This window comes from Rhizobium fabae (assembly GCF_003985135.1).
GTDB lineage: Bacteria > Pseudomonadota > Alphaproteobacteria > Rhizobiales > Rhizobiaceae > Rhizobium > Rhizobium pisi.
On sequence record NZ_ML133656.1, the window covers coordinates 154,708 to 171,142 of the forward strand.

The window sequence follows — 16,435 nt, forward strand, 5'->3', positions numbered from 1 at the left end:
CTTCAGGGTCCATAGGAGTTCGCGCCCCAGAAGACCTTGTTCGGCGTCCGCGGCGTCGATCGCGTTGAGATCTGAAGGACATCGAGGATACGAGCGTCCCAGCTGCAGAGAGTGAACAGGGTCAGATAGCCGACGGGGGCGGTGAGCAATGCCCATAGCCTGTTGGTGGCAAGCCAGGCGATGATCGTCAGACCCATGACGATGATGGCAGCCATGTAAGGCACCCCCCACAAGGTCGGGGAGCGCGTCAATCCTATGATCAACGGCGTGAGGGTCGGCTTTGTCACGTCGGGTTCGCTCATGGTTCAATGCCCGACGACGGATATGAGCGCATCGACGATGCCCGGCCCGCCAAAGACAAGGCCTATGCCGAGTGCGACGCCACCCACGAGGAACCAGCTGAGACGGCCTGCAAAAGCGAGGAAGCCCATTGAAATGACTGCAATGATCGCGCAGAGCCGTCCAAATGGACCGGTGATGAAGTCGACGATCGCTTGCATGACAGCCTGAAGTGGCGCGAAAGCCTGGCTCGTTTGCTGCGCCATCGCAATATCGGCGCAGAACAGCTGTGCTGCCGCGACGAGTGAGCAGATTGTCACGATGCGGAGTGCCCGGGATTGCCGGAAAGTATCTGCGATCTTCATATCCTTCTCCTCATGCGGTTAGAATTGCATCACGCCGCCGACGAACGTGGCGGCGGTGGTTGCGCCGATGACGCTGTTGCTTTGAGTTGGCGATCGGTCACCGTCGCCTTGATGCGATGCGCCGTCGCTTTCGCCGGGGGTCGGGAGGCCAAGCTGGTAGTTCAGGATGGCCGCGACATAGGCGACGGTTTCGCGGAAGGGCGGCACACCGTGGTATGCGTAAATCGACTGTTCGCCGGCATTGTAGGCGGCTGCGGCAAGCAGTGGGTTGCCGAATTCGTCGATGAGCGAGCGGAGGTAGCGGACACCGCCGTCGATGTTGGAAGTGGGATCGCAGACATCGCGCACCCCGTAACGTTGGGCCGTCGCCGGCATCAGTTGCATGGCGCCGCGTGCACCTTTCGGGCTGTTGCGGACCCGATCGAACCGGCTCTCGGTCCAGGCGACCGCCGTTGCAAGGCTCCGGTCAACACCGTGCTTGTCTGCAGCGGCGACGACCAGATCGCGGATTGCTGCCGGGCCAAGCGGCGACGGTCCGCAGCGATCAGTGGATACCTGAGCATGACTTTTGTCGCTATGAAGTTCGCCGACATATCCGTCTGCCTGCGGAGCAGAGCCGCGCCATGAACTCGTGGGGACGTCCAAATTAGCTATACGTGAATAGTAATCCTCTATCACGCGATTTTCTGTGGTGAGAATACCGCCGCCGCCGATCGTAAACTCTTGTTCCGCGCCTTCTTCCGAACCTGACGAAACTCGGCTTGGCGTGACGCTGCCGGTCTGTTCTAGGTCTGAAAAACGAGTAAAATCAAACGATCTAACCTCATTTGCATCGACATTCTGGGTCATTGTGCTGGCTAGCGCTATGATCGCTACCGGGGAAATGATGATCTTCATTGCACTCCCTTCATCGAGTATTGGGCTCGATAAAAGCGGTTGTCGTTTCCTGGAAAACCCGCTACGCTAATCACAAAGCATTACTATATGCGTTAAGTGCTACATCGAAAATGTGGATTGTGGAAGCCCGAAAAGAAACTTTTGAGCGAGAGTTTCAAATATGACGAATTTAGTGAAGCTACGCGGTTGGACTTGCAGCATGGCGCTGATCGCGGCGACAGCAATGTCATCATCGCCCACCTTGGCCGCGGGCGTGGTCGACGAGCCTTATGTGAAATCGCTTGCTGCAGCGGGGAAGACGGTGCTGGTCATCGAGTATTACGACGGCAACAGGAAGGTCGTCGGCCGACAGGGATTTGCGTCAGCGACCGGGTTTAAAGCCGCGTCCCCGACCGACATCCGCGTTGACGACAAGGTTAGGCTTCATCTCTATGGCGTCGAACCGTGTGCCGGCGAAATGGTGAATCGCAAAGAGAATTTTGCCGGACGCTGCGATGACTTCGCGCAAACTCAGCTCGAGATTCTCTTAAGGAACCCAAAGGTCCTGTTCTGCCGTGCCTTTGTCTCGGAGGAGCATGCGCCCACACAGGATGCCACCTGCTTCGGCTACTACAATTTTCCGGGCACGCTCGACACTGTCGAGAACCTTGAAGAACAGCTCGTTTCGCTCGGTGCGCTGAGGCTTGCGAAAAAGCCGGACGGATTACCGATGCGGCCCGATCTTGCCGAGGCTGAAAAAATCGGCCGCAGCGGGTTCGGGATGTGGGCGGATCCGCGGGTGCAAGGGCAATGAGGGGTGGGCTCTCAGTCCTCATCGGCGTCGCATGCTTCGCAGTCACGCAAGCGCATGCGACGTCGGCGGGCTATTTCGCACTGAGCGAAAGCGCCGTGTTTGAAAGCGGCGATACCTGGTCGCTCGGAGGACAACGATACCGTCTCTATGGCGTTCAGTCCTGCCTTCGCGGCACGACCTTCACCAACACGGCCGGCGTGAGGCAGGACTGCGGTGAAGCGTCACTCGCTGTCCTTGTCGCTTTTGTCAGGGACACGGGCCCTTCTTGTGCTCCCATCGCCAAGGCGTCATCGATCACCTATGTCGTGTGCTTTGCGACGGTTGCCAGGCAGCGACTGGACCTTGGGACGATATTGATTTCAGAGGGTTACGCGTTTGCTGCGCTCGACGCTAAGGGGCTTCCCATCAACGCGGCCTATTCGGTCGCCGAGCAGCAGGCGAGGGGTCGCAAGGGGGGCCTTTGGCAGTTTTCGGACGTAAAGCATCCGGCCGTCCTGCTCAGTCGTGCCGCCAAGAGCGATCAGGTGAGGCCAAAATGAGGCGTTCTATCGCTGTTGCCGTAGTTGTGCTGATCTCCATCACGAGCCCGGGTCAAAGTGCCGATCTCGTGGAGAATTTGCAGGCAAACACAGCCCCTGCCGGTCCGCAATACCTTCCGCTGATCAAGGGAAGGGCAGCAGTTGTTAGCGGAGACACCCTTTGGTTTCCGCAAATGGGGATAAGGGTGCGGCTCGACGGCATCGAAGCCTGCCTGCTACCTCAATGGGCCTTTGATCCCACAGCTTCGAAGGAGCTGACGAGTCCGGCGCCGGTTCCATGCGGCGCTCTGGCGCAGGCTTGGTTGAAGCGGGTGGTCGACAACTCTGTCGTCCACTGTACCCCTTCGCATTATTTTGTGGCCGGCGAGCCCTCGGCCCGATGTTTTGCGAGGGGACGCGATCTCGGTCTCGAAATGCTTCGCGTCGGATGGGCGCGCACCGTCGGGCAGCAGGATCCCGCATACCTCGCGGCCGAGCGGTATGCCCGGTCGGCGCGTTATGGGCTGTGGGGGACCTACGTGCTCGACATGGGAGAATGGCGGAAAAACGCCATCGACCAAACGATCGCACGTCTCCCAATCGCTGACTTGAATCTTCTCGCCGGGCGTAAGAGCGAGTTTACGCCGCCGTTTGGGGATTGGCGTAACAGGCCGCGCAGGACAGACCGCTGACAAGGAGATATTGATGAGACAGATCCGGGCAATCCTTCTTGCTCTCTCCGTCTTCGGCCTTCCACTTCAAGCCGCCCAAGGCAGCGAATGGGGCTGTGAGGTTCTGCTCTGTGCGGCCTCGGATAACCCCTCATGGCACGAAGTTGAATCCTGTCATCCACCGATGGAGCGATTGATCACGGCAATGAAACGCCCAGGCTTCTCCTGGCCGACATGCCCCGAGGGTGGTGCCGGAAAGCCCGGCTACGATCGCTATGCAGATTGCCCAGCGGGCTGGCAGCCAGTCGCGGGCGATCAGGACTATGATCATGGGCGATCCGGGGAGTTGTCGCGCTGCAGCCGGACCGTCAGAGTTTGTAACGGGCGCACGCCGCAGAGTGCCGATAGCGACCGGCAGGAAAACACCCGTGAGGGCATCACCCGGGAGTTTTTAGGGCGAAACAGTTGCGAGTATCGTGAATATGTCGCGCGGCCGTTGCGGGCGCAGCCTTATTATTTCGACATCAAAAGCGAACAGGGCGGCACGGAGCGGCATTATTTCGACTTGAGGCATTGAGGCGCTGTCGAGCATCAGTCAGCCAAAGAAGGGCGCAACCGATTCGAGAATTACCCTGTGCGTTTCGGCGTCAAAGCTTACCCCTGTGGCCACGACAAAACGTGCCAAATATTCGAGCTTCTCGCGGGCCTCCGAAGTGCTCTTCGGTGGCCACGCAATGATATCGGCCCGCAGCCGGCGCTCCTCATTGCTGAGCTCACCCCCGCCCGCAAGATTGTTCTTTCGCAGCGGTTCCTCGCGTATCGACGGCGCGAGCAGAACGACCATCGAATGATGGCGGGAAATTAGGTTGGCAAGCTGAGGTCGATTATCGTCTGCCATCTCTCGGCCCGGGCACTAATTTCGGATTCGCTCGGCCGGTATGTGGGTGAGATCTGTGCATGGTAGCCAGACGCGGTGCGGGTGATGTAAGAGGGGTGGGGACAATGGCGGGCTGCCTTTTATGACGACAAAGTTTGATAAATACGTTGAGGATAAAGGTCTCGTTGAGACAGCCGACCCGGAGATCGACAAACCCATTTACCGTTGTCCCGGCTTTGAAGGCTCACCCCAGCTCGGCGAACTTGATCGCCGTATTTCCGAGGCGCTCCGGGACGCGCGCGACAATACTGGGTTGACTAGGGCGGAGGTGGCGCCGTTCCTCGGCCTGCACGAGCAAGTCTACGGCCGCTATGAGCGCAATGAGACGAAAATGCACGTCACCCGGCTCATCCATTTGAGCGAGGTACTGGATTTCTCACCGATCGATTTTATCATGAAAGCTGCTCCTTATCGGTTCGGAAAGACGCCGGCCGAGGCCGACAAGCGACGGAAGCTCATCAACGTGGTCGAGTCCCTTCCCCCGGACGCAGTTGAGTCGCTCTTGGCGCTTGTGGAGGCCATGAGCAAACTCCGGCCGGACGGGGAATAGAGTGTTCCCTGCTCGCTACACGAGGCGGGATAAGATCGTATAATCATGATAGTTGAACCAAATCGCTCTGCGGTGGTTTGAATTACCTGATTGCCCTTGATAGTGGCCTTCACGTAGTCTGAGGATGAAGACGATTGGGGATGTCGGCATAGACGTATTCCCCTGGAACGGCCGGGGCGATCAGGCCCGACATGAAGCGTTCGATGTTTGATAGGCTGTTGCTCGCGACGAGTGTGCAGAAATTCCCGCTGTTCCAGGTCACGAAGCAGTGCTGAAAACGGCGCTTGACGGCATCCGACATCTCCGCAAGCGTAACCTCGTTCCGATTCATCACGGTCAGCACTGCCACCTTTTTTTCGATGATATCGGTTGGGCCGAAGAAGCGTGCCTTGAAGCCGTGATCCTTCTGCAATTCGCGTCGCTGATATTCATCGATGTCACGGTTTTTGAACTTTTCGACGAAGAAGAACAGACCATCATCTTTCAGATGCTGCGAGACGAATTCGATCTGATCGGGCCGGTTCGGGGAATACATCTGGAACGTCGTATCCTCAAAAATGATGTCGAAGCCCGAAGCGAATTTGGTGAACTCCCGTCGCGTCCGCAGAAGATCTTTCCGCAGGTGATGGAAGGGGCCGAGAAAGAACGTCGCATGCGGAGGATCGCCGTAGGCCATGAAGCTTTGATAGTTTTCCACGTTGGGACTGCATGACAGGCTTTCGACACGACCTTCGGCCAACTCAGAGATCGTCCGCGCCATAGTCCCTTCCGCTGTGCCCAGCGAATAAAGAGTGAGCGGTGCGGACATGCCCTGACCATATCGGAGGATTGCGTGTCCAAGACGGCATTCTTCCTCCAGCCGGTAGGGGATGCTTGCATGGTAATGTTGGTCGAAAGGTCCGCGGCGCCGTTCGTGAAGGAGGATGAAACGGTCGAGAAGCCTATCGCCGCCTAACAGTCTCCGGTCCACATGTGGTTGCTTGATGGGATTTCCCGACCGGCCGGCGGCCGTTGCTCCAAAGAAGCCGGCGAGTTCGTTCAACCGCGGAGCCCGTTCGCATTCTTCAAAAAATGAGGAGAAGTCCCGCATGTCGTGCTCCATTGATTCGACACGCATCGATGCTCCCGTTGCCAAGACGGATGTCTGCCGTTCGATGGGAGAACAAGCATCGTGCCGGGGCACAATTGCAGGCGGTTGATCCTGCAGCCGTCACAATCCGGCTATTCTTTCAAAAAACTGTCATAAAATTCTGCGTTGCAGCAGCCAGACGGAAATCCCGCCACAGTTCGTAGAAAAGAATGCCGCCGGTGAACGGGGGTTTGCGAGTCTTAAGATTGAGGAGTTATGAATGGTCGGTCCTGCAGCGTTTGACCCGGATATCAGACGCGCAGAACATACCGCAGTTGCTCGTGAGTATGAGTGCTGGCGATCCGTTCGCGCGGACGTCGTGCGCAGGAGCGGTGTAGGGCGGCAGGAAACAAACCTTACCGCGGAGAACCACGCGATCCTCTTGAACATGCTTGGCGCTGCAAAAGCGGGCGAAGATTATGTGGATGGCCGCAGGGTCGCATTTACGCAGAGGCCGGCCGGATCGCTCTCATTCATTCCGGCAGACCACAATTGGAGCGGCTGGGACGATGGCGATCCGACGGCGTCCTACCTGTTCATCACCATTGGCAAGAAATTCATCCTGGATCAGTTTGAGAATGTACCCGGAGCGGACCTTGATCGGCTCATGCCGAAAATCGGTTTTGAGGACACGTTAATCCAATATGCTGCCCGCAGCATCCGCTCCGAAATCGGCCAGCGGGATGCCTTGAGTTGTATGATCGTCGAGAACCATGCGCGGACGATCTTCGGGCGGCTGTTCCGTAGTTCGGGCCAGAGGCGACATTATGTCAAAGGCGGGCTGTCACCCGCGGTCCTGAAACGCTTGATCGGAAGGATAGAAGCCTCACTGGATGGGTCTTTGAGCCTGGCTGAACTTGCAGACGAGGCGGGTTTGAGCGAGCATTACCTGTCGAAGGCGTTTCGGCTTTCCACGGGTTTTCCGCCACACGCATTCATCATTCGAAGAAGAGTTGAGCGGGCGAGCGAAATGCTCCGGTATTCCAGTCGCCCAATAACGGAGATCGCCTATGCATGTGGCTTCTCAAGCCCCAGCCATCTTGCGGCAGCTTTCCATCGTGTGATCGGCGTCACGCCAAGGCAATATAGAGCAGACTGGAAGACATAAGCCCGTTAAGGCGTCCGAGCTGAATAGAGCTGGATTTTGAAAGTGCGATGTCGCTTCATCCTTTAGGCTCACCGCCACGCAAGCTCTGCGTCTCTATTTCGGCGGCAGCAAGATGAATCAAGATGCCAGTATTGCACCGAACCTCGCTCCGGATCGCGCCGGATTGCTTTCGGTGCGACGCTTCTTTCTGATAAGCGCCTTCTTTGCTGCAGCCGGTCGCAACGCCTACTACATAGGTGCCGTTTGGATGCTAGCGGCGTCGGGCAACAATGCTGGCTCCATTGCTTTGTTTCTGGCTCTTGGCAGCACCTCGGAGTTTCTGTCGAGTGCGCCGGCTGGATATCTCGTCGATCGCGTCGATCGCCAGCGCCTCTGCATGGTAGGCGACTGTGTCAGGATCGCAATCTTGCTGATGACATCTGCTGCGCTCGTCCTACAAGAGCCGGACGCCGTCCTTTATGGCTCAGTGATTTTGTTTGCGGTGGCCGACCGGCTGTATCTTACGGCCTCCTCGGCAATGGTGCCGTCGATTGCGCGATCTGAGAGCCTGGTGGCCTTCAATTCACTGGCTTATTTCGCTATGCAGTCGGGCAACATGCTGGCGGCGATAGCGACCGGATGGCTGCTAAGCGCCAAGCCCGGAACGGCATGCTTCCTCTTTGCCGCCGGCCCATTCGCGATTTCCCTGCTCAGTATGTTCCGGACCGCTCTCCGCTATCGAATCCTGCCGGTCGACCGTTGCCGCCCGGCGCAAGTTCCGCGCGAAACGTCCGAAGGCGAGGAGACGAGCCGCGTGCCGTCGTGTCTTGTTCTCAGCTACGTGTTGATCTACGTCATGGGTATGCTGATCAGCGCGCTCATATCAAAATATGTGCTCGAGGATCTTCAGGGGACTTCTCTGGAGTTCGGCATGCTGGAATTTTATTGGGCAGCCGGCGCGATCATCAGCATGCTGATCCTGACCTTCAGGCGGTTCAGCAAGGTGGATGGGCGGGTCACTCCGATCATCGTCCTTTTGGCGGGCGTGGCCATGACAGCATTCTATCCAACGCGGAATCTGGACGTTGCCAGCGCCTTGATGGCGCTCCTTGGCGCTGGTTACAACTTGTCACGGGTACTGATCGATGTCGAGATACAGAGGCTCGTATCAAGCACGAAGCTCGGACGAGCGAAAGGTTGGGTACACCTCGCCTGTATGGGCTTCAGCCTGCTTGTCTATGCGGGCCTCTCTGTTTCCGGAGACGCACTAACTTCGTCGGCGGTGTTCCTTGCTTTTGGAAGCGGAATGATCGCCGTCATTGTTGCCGGCTATGGATTTCACTTGGTGAAAAATAGAGCCTCATCACATCGGAGCATGCCGTTATGACCGGGCCTACAGATGCTGATGTTCCGGCGGTTTCGAAGCATGACGTGTTGGAATTGATCGGTACCCTGTTTCCGTGGATCGCCGATTACCGGCGACGGAGCCTGGCGGATTATGCTCGAGCCGCGTTCCACGCCGAGCCGCCTGCAAGCAGCTGTGATGCCCGGCGCCACGCGCTGTCTCTCCTTCAGCGATGTATCCGCGGGGCGGCCAGGAATGCGGGGTTCGCGGACCACCGGGCCAGCTACATTGCGGCGGAGTTCGCCAATGCTCCCGTCATGCAAGCCGGCCCGCACCTGCATTTGGTAATCGAGCCGGACGCCTATTACACGCATCTCTTCAGTCTGATGGGAGTGAGCGCGCATCGCCGTTCGGCCTATGTCTCTTATGCGGTATCGACAGTCAAATTCGTCGAGAGGGGTCGGAAGGGGCCCGGTTGGCTAAAACTCGGTGGCGATGCGATCAACGTTTTTGGGCTAAGCCGGAGCCAGATGATCCCCTACAGCGTTCTCGCGCGAAATGGCCCTTATCGCTTCGCCCTCAAAAACGTCGAGCGCGCCCAGGACGGAGATCTGGTTGCGCGGCTGCGCTCCGAACTGCCGCAAGGCGAGTTTCCGTCGGCTGCGCTGGCAATCAAGCAGGCTAATGCATCCCTGTGGAACCGATATTTCGATCCGGGCATCGATTTCCTGCAAATCGATGATGAAGATGTGGCCGACCTCGTGGTCGAGCATCTTCAAGATGAATCATCCTGGCTCGCCCGGCATATGTTTAAGAGAGGAGGGTTCGTGCGTTGTCTGCTGTCTTACATCGACGCTCTTGCCGACAGTCATTGGCAGGGCTGGTTCAAGAACACGACGGACCTGTTTTGGGGCAGCGATCGCGGCCACCTCTTTCCGTTGCGGCTGGCGGATTCCCGGCTTGAGGCAAAAGGAGCGGAGCATTTCGCGCTCGAATTCGGTGCGGATGCCGTGATCGGGGCGCTGCAGTCCCGCAAGATTATCCCGAACCTGTACTTGATGTTCATCGTCATGGCGATATTACCGGGCGTGCGTGTCCTCGGCGGCAGTCGGCATACCGTGTACTACCCCCTCATGCGCTATGTCTTTTGCCGTGCGCTCGCCATGAGCGGAGATTACGAGTTGCGCACCACGATCGCCGCCGACCGAAGACCGGGTATCTGGGGACATCGCGTGCTGCTGGAGGACGCCGAACCCTTCTCGGAGCTCGATATGCTGGGGCCGGGCAATATTCAGGCAGTGCTCAGGAAGTATGGAAGTCTGTCACTGGAGGATGCCTGCGGTGCCCTCGACAGTTTCGTTGGCGATCCGTTATGGGCCTGTTTCAAGACCCGCCAAAATGAAGGGCTAGTGGGCGTGAACGATCCCGAATGGGCATTTTCATAGGTGCTATTTTGGCAGCGCATTTTCCAGGTTGTCGGCGCTTGATGCAAATAAGCAATTCTAACTCAGCCCTTCGGCTTCCTCCCAGCCTTCATCGGTTGCGGTCTATCTCCAGGCAAAGGTATAGAAAAAAACTGTGAGATATCTATTGATAGGGCGTCCGCGAGGCGATCCAGTAAATCAATAGAGACGTTATATTTTCCTCTCTCCAAATCACTGATCACGGTCCTGTCGACACGCGCATCTACCGCGAGAACTTCCTGCGTAATGTTCTGCGCTGACCTGTGATGTCGCAAATTCCACGCGATGCGCGCACGAGTGTCCATGCACAATGGGCAACATCTTGCATAGCATTAATCCATGGAATATATTCGACATAATAGCTATTTAAGTTCCAAAAACGCTTCATTCGGCGCCTTTGTTCCTCGTTAATACAGGCGAGGGGCGTCTCTCAGAGGAAGGCAAGCGCAATGCATGATCGGGTGGCAAAGCGGTTCGTCGGTGACTCTCGGCCCAACATGTGTCGGGCTGAAGAGGAGAGCAATCAAGCATCGCACCCGGTCGATATCCATGTAGGCCAGCAGCTTCGCATCAGGCGGGTTCATTCCAACCTGTCGCAAACCGAACTCGGCCAAAAAGTTGGCCTGAGCTACCAGCAGGTCCAGAAATATGAGAGTGGAAAGAACCGCATCAGTGCGTCGATGCTCTATGAGATTGCCAGCGGTTTGAACGTGCCAGTGGGCTGCTTCTTCGATGGGTTGCCGCAACCAGGTTCAGGGGAGGGCGCGGCTATCGCAGCCGAGGCAGATGAGCGGATCGCTTATCTCGCCACCTCAGAAGGACGCCGCTTTGTCGAGGAGATACTTCGTCTTCCGCCCAAACTCAGGACTCGCACACTGGCGGTAATCAGGGCAATCGCCGGAGCTGAGGACAAACCCGAAGGAGATTGATGGTCCCGTGATGCCCGCAGATTTTAAGCAGGCGGCCACCTCTTTCCATTGCGGCTGGCGGATTCCCGGCTTTAGGCAAAAGGAGTTCTGCTCGAACTCCCTGCGGATGCCGCGATCGAGGCGCTACAGTCCCGCAAGATCATCCCGAACTGTCCTCGGCGGCAGTCGGCATACCGTGTGCTACCCCCCTCATGCGCTATGTCTTTTGTCGTGCGCTCGCTATGAACGGAGATTACGAGTTGCGCACCACAATCGCCGCCGACCGAAAACCGGGCATCTGTGGACATCGCGTGCTGCTGGAGGACGCCGAACCCTTCTCGGAGCTCGATATGCTGGGGCCGGGCAATATTATGGCAGTGCTCAGGAAATATGGAAGTCTGCCACTGGAGGAGGCCTGCGGTGCCCTCGACAGTTTCGTGGGCGTCCATTATGGGCCTATTGCCATAAGGAAGGGCTAGTGGGCGGGAGTGATCCCGAGTGCATTTTCGTAGCGTATGTCGTTGTCCCAAGAAGACTCTATTCAAAGCCGGATATGGTCCGTAGTGCATTGTAGGGATCGAAACCTAGAATTTTCGAGAGTTCCAGAAATTCGATGACGTCAACTCTGCGCTGGCCGCTTTCCAAGCGAGCCACGAACGACTGATATTCTCCAAGTTTTCTGGCAAGCTCAATCTGCGTCAAGCCGGCGGCTTCGCGCTTTTCAATCAACAGCGCAATGAGCGCTTTATGTCGTTCCGTGCCGAGTGTCTTCTCCACGCATTCACCCACCACCGATTGAGATGGGCTCTTTCGTTATATCTGATTTTCAGTTATCTTAAATTCAGATATTTCAGAGTCGACCCGCGGCGTTAAGGACTGCGATCAGGCTCGCGCAGATTTTCGCGGGCATGTGGGTCAAGGATCTAAGGGCAATGGACGATCCGGTAGCAAAGCGGTTCGCAGGTAACTCTCCGCGGAACGCGTTTCGGGCTGAAGACGACAGCGACCAAGCATCGCACCCGGTCGATATCCATGTAGGCCAGCAGCTCCGCATCAGGCGGGTTCATTCCAACCTGTCGCAAACCGAACTCGGCCAAAAAGTTGGCCTGAGCTACCAGCAGGTCCAGAAATATGAGAGTGGAAAGAACCGCATCAGTGCGTCGATGCTCTATGAGATTGCCAGCGGTTTGAACGTGCCAGTGGGCTGCTTCTTCGATGGGTTGCCGCAACCAGGTTCAGGGGAGGGCGCGGCTATCGCAGCCGAGGCAGATGAGCGGATCGCTTATCTCGCCACCTCAGAAGGACGCCGCTTTGTCGAGGAGATACTTCGTCTTCCGCCCAAACTCAGGACTCGCACACTGGCGGTAATCAGGGCAATCGCCGGAGCTGAGGACAAACCCGAAGGAGATTGATGGTCCCGTGATGCCGGCTGAGTATAAACAAGACCTCGCCACGGAATTTTGCAGCAGCGCTATCAATTTTGCATTTGAAACGCCCTTCATAATCTCGCGGAACAGTGTCGCCGGCAGATCAAGAAACCTTTCGCTTCCGCCCGGAACGAAGTGATTGCGGCCGCGCGTCCTTTGGGTCGATGTCCGCAAACAGCTCAGAAACACTTACTGATAAGACTTTTGCGAACGCTTCCAAGGTCGCAACAGTAACGTTTTCTCTGCCTCTTTCGACCCGCCCAACGTAAGAACGGTCAATTTCGGCCTCCAATGCCAAACGCTCTTGGGAGAGGCCTCTATCCACTCGCAGTCGCCTTAGATTCCAGCCGATGGTCCGCCGCACGTCCATCGTGTAACAAATGCATATTGGCGGCTTGACAATCGACGGACTGATAGTCCCTAATTAATTCTAGCCAGGCGCGAAATTTGCCGAAGATTGGCCTCTCTCACCGGGGGCGGTCGGCACTGGAAAGCACGAGCCTCTCTGACTTGGAGATACACAGCAATGCATGATCGGGTGGCAAAGCGGTTAGCGATCAACTCTCCGCGCAACGTGTTTCGGGCTGAAGACGACAGCAATCAAGCTACGCATCCGGTCGATATCCATGTGGGCCAACAGCTTCGCATTAGGCGGGTTCATTCCAACCTGTCGCAAACCGAACTCGGCCAAAAAGTTGGCCTGAGCTACCAGCAGGTCCAGAAATATGAGAGTGGGAAGAACCGCATCAGTGCGTCGATGCTCTATGAGATCGCCAGGCGTTTGAATGTCCCGGTGGGCTGCTTCTTCGATGGGCTGCCGCAACCAGGATCAGGGGAGGGGGCGACTATCGCGCCCGAGGCAGATGAGCGCATCGCTTATCTCGCCACCGCGGAAGGACGCCGCTTTGTTGAGGAGATACTTCGTCTTCCGCCCAAACTCAGGACTCGCACGTTGGCGGTAATCAGGGCAATCGCCGGAGCTGAGGATAAACCCGAAGGAGATTGATCGTCCGGTGATGCCCGCTGATTTTTAGCAGCCGGCCTCATGTTTCCGTGTCTGCCTTCAGGCGACATGAATTCTACCCATGGGACCGTTGCGCTCGATGAGCGTGCCAAATTCGGCCGAGCGCTTGGCGAGATCATCGATGATCTGCTCTCCTGTCTTGCCGAACGCTGCAATCGGTAGATGACGCTGATGGAAGTCCAGCTCTTCGAGCTGTTCTCCGCCGAGAACGATGGGGAGAAGGTCGATCTTCAAGGATCCTGCCGGATCGAAGATGCATGTAGCGACCACGCTCTTCCAGACGTCTGGCGAACTCCATTCGGTTTCACCCTTTTCGGTGTGGAAGAAGAAGTTCCCAAGACCGTAGAAGACTGGGGTGCGGTTGTAGATCTCGATTGGCTGCAGGACCGGTGTCCCGTGGCTGACGAAGGCGTGGGCACCGGCATCAATACAGGCATGGGCGAATGCCCTGACCCAGTCCGGCACGTCGCGCCAGTTCGGCTCCCAGTGATGATGGTGCAGATAGGCGATAACGAATTGCCCGCGAGAGCTGGCCTTTGCAATTGCCGCCAGCTGGTTTGAAGCACTTTCAGGATCAATCGCGATAACACGCCGGTTGGCGTCGGAGCGCCGGAAAATGGTACCGTAAAAGTCGACTTCCTTGTCATTGTCTAGGATTGGAGGATCATCGGGCTGGGCATAGTTTGCCCGTTCCAGCTTGGAGCTTTGAAACGTCGCCTGAATGGTTTCCAGCATGTCGAATATGGCTTGATCCGCCTCGAAGATCCTGGTCACGTCCAATTGGTTCACACCGGGTCTGGACGGACGGCGGTTGCGCGCGTTCTCTGCATACATGTTTCGAGGTCCAGGGCCGGCATCCATTGCCAGCAAGGCTATATGTCGGCTGCCGAACGTGGCCGCACCTGGCGCCGCGGCATGATCGCGGTCAATACCAATACCGGCATGGAGAAATCCGTGGACACGAACCTCCTCGAGCGTAGACATAATACCTGGTGGGCCAAGATCGAAAGCATGGTTGTTGGAGAGCGCCAGGGCGTTGAAGCCCATTTGCTTCAGGGCATCCAGGACAAAGGGGTCGGAATACCCGAAATATGAACCTTTCATGGGAGAGCCACCGTGCCGCCCCAGGATGGTGCCTTCGAAGTTGGTGAAGGCGACATCGGCCTTTTTCAGGACGTCCACGATTTGCAGAAAGCCGGGATCCCGGCAAGTTCTGACATCGTGATGGATTAGCGACTGGCCCGTCATGGCCACGGTAAAAGGGGAGGGCATCGGTTTTCCTGCGGTGTTCAATTGGGATTCAACCGGGAGCTTTGATGCTGGTTCCGGTGGTTGACGGCTGGCGCGATCTCTCCATTCCATCGAGCGCCGCGCCGGTTCACGGCGTCGCGGAAGGGGAGATATCGATTCCGAACCATTTCAGACTAAGCGCTTTGAGTGTTCCGTCTCTGACGCCGTCATCGATAGCCTTGTCGAAGGCCGCGACCAGATCGGTATCTTCTTTGCGGATGCCGACCCCAACGCCTGGCCCCCACAGTCCGCCTGACAGTTCCGGACCGTAGAAGGCCGCTGTCTCACCATCCTTACCATCAAGAAACGTCTTCCATGTGAAATAGTCGGCAAGGCCGCCATCGATGCGGCCTGCGGCGAGATCCAGATGGAGATTGTCCTGGGTGTCGTAGCTTCGGATCGTTGCAACTTTGCCGAAGAGCTCGTTGAGGACGGCTTCGGAATTGGAGGATCTGAGGACGCCCAAAGTCTTGCCGGAAAGTGCTGATTGGAGCTGCCCTAGGATTGCCTGTTGCTCTGCGCCAACGCTTGTAAGGTTGATTTTGGCCTTGGTGTCGGTTGCCGGGAGCTGAAGGTCCTTTCGCATTACCAGCTGATTGAAGCCGCCGGCATAGGGGCGCGAAAAGGCAATAGATCTCCTGCGCTTTTCCGTGATCGCCATGCCGGACATGATCGCGTCGAACTTGCCGACGGTCAGCGCCGGGATGATCCCATCCCAGTCCTGAGCGACGAACTTGCATTCGACTGCGATGCGTCGGCATAATTCTGTGCCGACCTCTATGTCGTAGCCGACCAGCTTTCCTTCCGTATCGATCATGTCCCAGGGCGGAGAGGCGCCTTCAGTCGCAATCGTAAGCACTTTGCGATCCATGGCCTGGGCGGCAGTCTGGCCCGTGAGAGCGATGAGCGATACTAGAAGTATGGACTTGAGCATTTGCTGTTTCCCTTTTTATAGTGAACGGATGGATGGTTGATCGTCCGGTTTTGTGTGGGCTCGCTTGTCTATGGCCTGTCTAAGAGGCCAGAGCTTCGAAGACTTTGGGCCGGCTTTGATGTTCCTTGAATTGCTGGTGGGCGAGTGCGCGAGATGCATCTCTAGCGTTCGAAAGAATGCCGAAACGATGAAGTTCAAAAGCAGGTAAAGAAGACCTGCCGCCAGGAAGACCTCGTAGGGAGCGAATGTCTCCGAGACCATCCGGCGGGCAAGCCCCGTGATCTCAAGGAGCGTGACGGTGCTTGCCAGCGAGCTCGCCTTGACCATGCCAATGACTTCGTTCGCATAGGAGGGAAGTACCATCCTGAACGCCAAAGGGAATATGATCAGCCGGATCTGCATCAGTCTCGACAGGCCGAGTGCCTGCGCTGCTTCGGTGATGCCGCGTGGGACGGCCAGTATGCCTGCCCTGAATACTTCGGTCGTGTAAGCGGTGCTGTTCAAAGAGAATGCGGCGAGGGCACACCAGAACGGTTCACGCAGCAACGGCCAGAAGATGCTCTGACGGACGACCGTCAGCTGGCTGAGACCGTAGTAGACCAGGAACAGCTGCACGAGTAATGGTGTGCCGCGAAACACGTAGGTATACGCCAGTACCGATCCCGAGAGGGCTCTGTTCGGGGATGCTCTGAGAAGGCTGAGGGGCACCGACAGTATGAAGCTGACCACCAGCGATAGAAGTGTCACGGAAAGGGTTAGGAAAATACCGTGCGCCAGCACGGAAATGCTTTCGACGATCAGGTTGATGTCCATGGCCG

23 protein-coding genes are annotated in these 16,435 nt (G+C 57.1%); 12 read left to right on the top strand and 11 right to left on the bottom strand.

The window, feature by feature from the left end; genetic code table 11:
- Nucleotides 1–2: 2 nt before the first annotated feature.
- Genes EFB14_RS23995 through EFB14_RS24005 form a run of 3 tightly spaced genes read right to left on the bottom strand, consistent with a single transcriptional unit; the run spans nt 3 to nt 1,541 of the window.
- Nucleotides 3–302 carry a VirB3 family type IV secretion system protein gene (locus EFB14_RS23995; RefSeq protein WP_126829150.1) on the bottom strand — a complete coding sequence of 100 codons (300 nt, stop codon included), beginning with the start codon at nt 300–302 and terminating at the stop codon, nt 3–5.
- A gap of 3 nt (nt 303–305) precedes the next feature.
- Nucleotides 306–644: a TrbC/VirB2 family type IV secretion system protein gene (locus tag EFB14_RS24000; RefSeq protein WP_125846502.1), complete on the bottom strand. Its 339-nt coding sequence runs from the start codon at nt 642–644 to the stop codon at nt 306–308.
- An 18-nt stretch (nt 645–662) separates the two neighbouring features.
- Nucleotides 663–1,541: a lytic transglycosylase domain-containing protein gene (locus EFB14_RS24005; RefSeq protein ID WP_126829151.1), complete on the bottom strand. Its 879-nt coding sequence runs from the start codon at nt 1,539–1,541 to the stop codon at nt 663–665.
- Between the two features lie 223 nt (nt 1,542–1,764).
- Here EFB14_RS24005 and EFB14_RS24010 point away from each other — a divergent pair, with 223 nt between their 5' ends.
- Genes EFB14_RS24010 through EFB14_RS24025 form a run of 4 tightly spaced genes read left to right on the top strand, consistent with a single transcriptional unit; the run spans nt 1,765 to nt 4,100 of the window.
- The gene (locus EFB14_RS24010; protein ID WP_376772360.1) at nt 1,765–2,334 is read left to right on the top strand and encodes a hypothetical protein; all 570 of its coding nucleotides are present in this window, start codon (nt 1,765–1,767) and stop codon (nt 2,332–2,334) included.
- Nucleotides 2,331–2,873, top strand: a complete 543-nt coding sequence (locus EFB14_RS24015; RefSeq protein WP_126829153.1) for a thermonuclease family protein — start codon at nt 2,331–2,333, stop codon at nt 2,871–2,873. Before EFB14_RS24010 ends, EFB14_RS24015 begins: the two co-directional genes overlap by 4 nt.
- A complete protein-coding gene (locus tag EFB14_RS24020; protein WP_126829154.1) occupies nt 2,870–3,544 on the top strand; it encodes a thermonuclease family protein in 675 nt (224 codons plus the stop codon). The genes EFB14_RS24015 and EFB14_RS24020 overlap by 4 nt, the downstream gene beginning before the upstream one ends.
- Nucleotides 3,545–3,557: 13 nt before the next feature.
- Nucleotides 3,558–4,100 carry a hypothetical protein gene (locus EFB14_RS24025; RefSeq protein WP_126829155.1) on the top strand — a complete coding sequence of 181 codons (543 nt, stop codon included), beginning with the start codon at nt 3,558–3,560 and terminating at the stop codon, nt 4,098–4,100.
- 18 nt (nt 4,101–4,118) lie between these two features.
- Here EFB14_RS24025 and EFB14_RS24030 read toward each other — a convergent pair whose 3' ends face one another.
- A complete protein-coding gene (locus EFB14_RS24030) occupies nt 4,119–4,421 on the bottom strand; it encodes a hypothetical protein (protein WP_125846497.1) in 303 nt (100 codons plus the stop codon).
- Nucleotides 4,422–4,542: 121 nt separating this feature from the next.
- On the opposite strand from EFB14_RS24030, the gene EFB14_RS24035 reads away from it, so the two are divergent.
- The gene (locus EFB14_RS24035) at nt 4,543–5,010 is read left to right on the top strand and encodes a helix-turn-helix domain-containing protein (protein WP_126829156.1); all 468 of its coding nucleotides are present in this window, start codon (nt 4,543–4,545) and stop codon (nt 5,008–5,010) included.
- A gap of 109 nt (nt 5,011–5,119) precedes the next feature.
- On the opposite strand, the gene EFB14_RS24040 is transcribed toward EFB14_RS24035, so the two are convergent.
- Nucleotides 5,120–6,100: a class I SAM-dependent methyltransferase gene (locus EFB14_RS24040; protein WP_126829203.1), complete on the bottom strand. Its 981-nt coding sequence runs from the start codon at nt 6,098–6,100 to the stop codon at nt 5,120–5,122.
- A 259-nt stretch (nt 6,101–6,359) separates the two neighbouring features.
- On the opposite strand from EFB14_RS24040, the gene EFB14_RS24045 reads away from it, so the two are divergent.
- From EFB14_RS24045 to EFB14_RS24055, 3 genes are all read left to right on the top strand, one after another.
- Nucleotides 6,360–7,247: a helix-turn-helix domain-containing protein gene (locus EFB14_RS24045; protein ID WP_126829157.1), complete on the top strand. Its 888-nt coding sequence runs from the start codon at nt 6,360–6,362 to the stop codon at nt 7,245–7,247.
- Nucleotides 7,248–7,359: 112 nt separating this feature from the next.
- Entirely contained in the window at nt 7,360–8,613 is a 1,254-nt protein-coding gene (locus EFB14_RS24050) for an MFS transporter (protein WP_126829158.1), read from the top strand.
- Nucleotides 8,610–10,016, top strand: a complete 1,407-nt coding sequence (locus EFB14_RS24055) for a hypothetical protein (RefSeq protein WP_126829159.1) — start codon at nt 8,610–8,612, stop codon at nt 10,014–10,016. The genes EFB14_RS24050 and EFB14_RS24055 overlap by 4 nt, the downstream gene beginning before the upstream one ends.
- Nucleotides 10,017–10,078: 62 nt before the next feature.
- Here EFB14_RS24055 and EFB14_RS24060 read toward each other — a convergent pair whose 3' ends face one another.
- Nucleotides 10,079–10,339 (bottom strand): helix-turn-helix domain-containing protein, encoded by a 261-nt coding sequence (locus EFB14_RS24060; protein ID WP_126829160.1) that lies wholly within the window; start codon nt 10,337–10,339, stop codon nt 10,079–10,081.
- 144 nt (nt 10,340–10,483) lie between these two features.
- On the opposite strand from EFB14_RS24060, the gene EFB14_RS24065 reads away from it, so the two are divergent.
- Nucleotides 10,484–10,963: a helix-turn-helix domain-containing protein gene (locus EFB14_RS24065; protein WP_126829161.1), complete on the top strand. Its 480-nt coding sequence runs from the start codon at nt 10,484–10,486 to the stop codon at nt 10,961–10,963.
- A gap of 239 nt (nt 10,964–11,202) precedes the next feature.
- Nucleotides 11,203–11,421, top strand: a complete 219-nt coding sequence (locus tag EFB14_RS33565; RefSeq protein ID WP_245438297.1) for a hypothetical protein — start codon at nt 11,203–11,205, stop codon at nt 11,419–11,421.
- A gap of 58 nt (nt 11,422–11,479) precedes the next feature.
- Here the strand turns inward: EFB14_RS33565 and EFB14_RS24075 are convergent, their stop codons facing one another.
- Complete coding sequence (locus tag EFB14_RS24075; RefSeq protein WP_126829162.1) at nt 11,480–11,719, bottom strand: helix-turn-helix domain-containing protein; 240 nt, start codon at nt 11,717–11,719, stop codon at nt 11,480–11,482.
- Nucleotides 11,720–11,874: 155 nt separating this feature from the next.
- On the opposite strand from EFB14_RS24075, the gene EFB14_RS24080 reads away from it, so the two are divergent.
- Nucleotides 11,875–12,354: a helix-turn-helix domain-containing protein gene (locus tag EFB14_RS24080; RefSeq protein ID WP_126829163.1), complete on the top strand. Its 480-nt coding sequence runs from the start codon at nt 11,875–11,877 to the stop codon at nt 12,352–12,354.
- Between the two features lie 118 nt (nt 12,355–12,472).
- On the opposite strand, the gene EFB14_RS24085 is transcribed toward EFB14_RS24080, so the two are convergent.
- Nucleotides 12,473–12,739 carry a helix-turn-helix domain-containing protein gene (locus tag EFB14_RS24085; RefSeq protein ID WP_126829164.1) on the bottom strand — a complete coding sequence of 89 codons (267 nt, stop codon included), beginning with the start codon at nt 12,737–12,739 and terminating at the stop codon, nt 12,473–12,475.
- A 156-nt stretch (nt 12,740–12,895) separates the two neighbouring features.
- Here EFB14_RS24085 and EFB14_RS24090 point away from each other — a divergent pair, with 156 nt between their 5' ends.
- The gene (locus EFB14_RS24090; RefSeq protein WP_126829165.1) at nt 12,896–13,375 is read left to right on the top strand and encodes a helix-turn-helix domain-containing protein; all 480 of its coding nucleotides are present in this window, start codon (nt 12,896–12,898) and stop codon (nt 13,373–13,375) included.
- 57 nt (nt 13,376–13,432) lie between these two features.
- Here EFB14_RS24090 and EFB14_RS24095 read toward each other — a convergent pair whose 3' ends face one another.
- The 3 genes from EFB14_RS24095 to EFB14_RS24105 all read right to left on the bottom strand — a co-directional run bounded on the left by EFB14_RS24095 (nt 13,433) and on the right by EFB14_RS24105 (nt 16,430).
- Nucleotides 13,433–14,665 (bottom strand): CapA family protein, encoded by a 1,233-nt coding sequence (locus tag EFB14_RS24095; RefSeq protein WP_126829204.1) that lies wholly within the window; start codon nt 14,663–14,665, stop codon nt 13,433–13,435.
- A gap of 106 nt (nt 14,666–14,771) precedes the next feature.
- Nucleotides 14,772–15,617 carry a transporter substrate-binding domain-containing protein gene (locus tag EFB14_RS24100; protein ID WP_126829166.1) on the bottom strand — a complete coding sequence of 282 codons (846 nt, stop codon included), beginning with the start codon at nt 15,615–15,617 and terminating at the stop codon, nt 14,772–14,774.
- Nucleotides 15,618–15,632: 15 nt separating this feature from the next.
- Nucleotides 15,633–16,430 carry an ABC transporter permease gene (locus EFB14_RS24105; protein WP_126829167.1) on the bottom strand — a complete coding sequence of 266 codons (798 nt, stop codon included), beginning with the start codon at nt 16,428–16,430 and terminating at the stop codon, nt 15,633–15,635.
- Nucleotides 16,431–16,435: the final 5 nt, after the last annotated feature.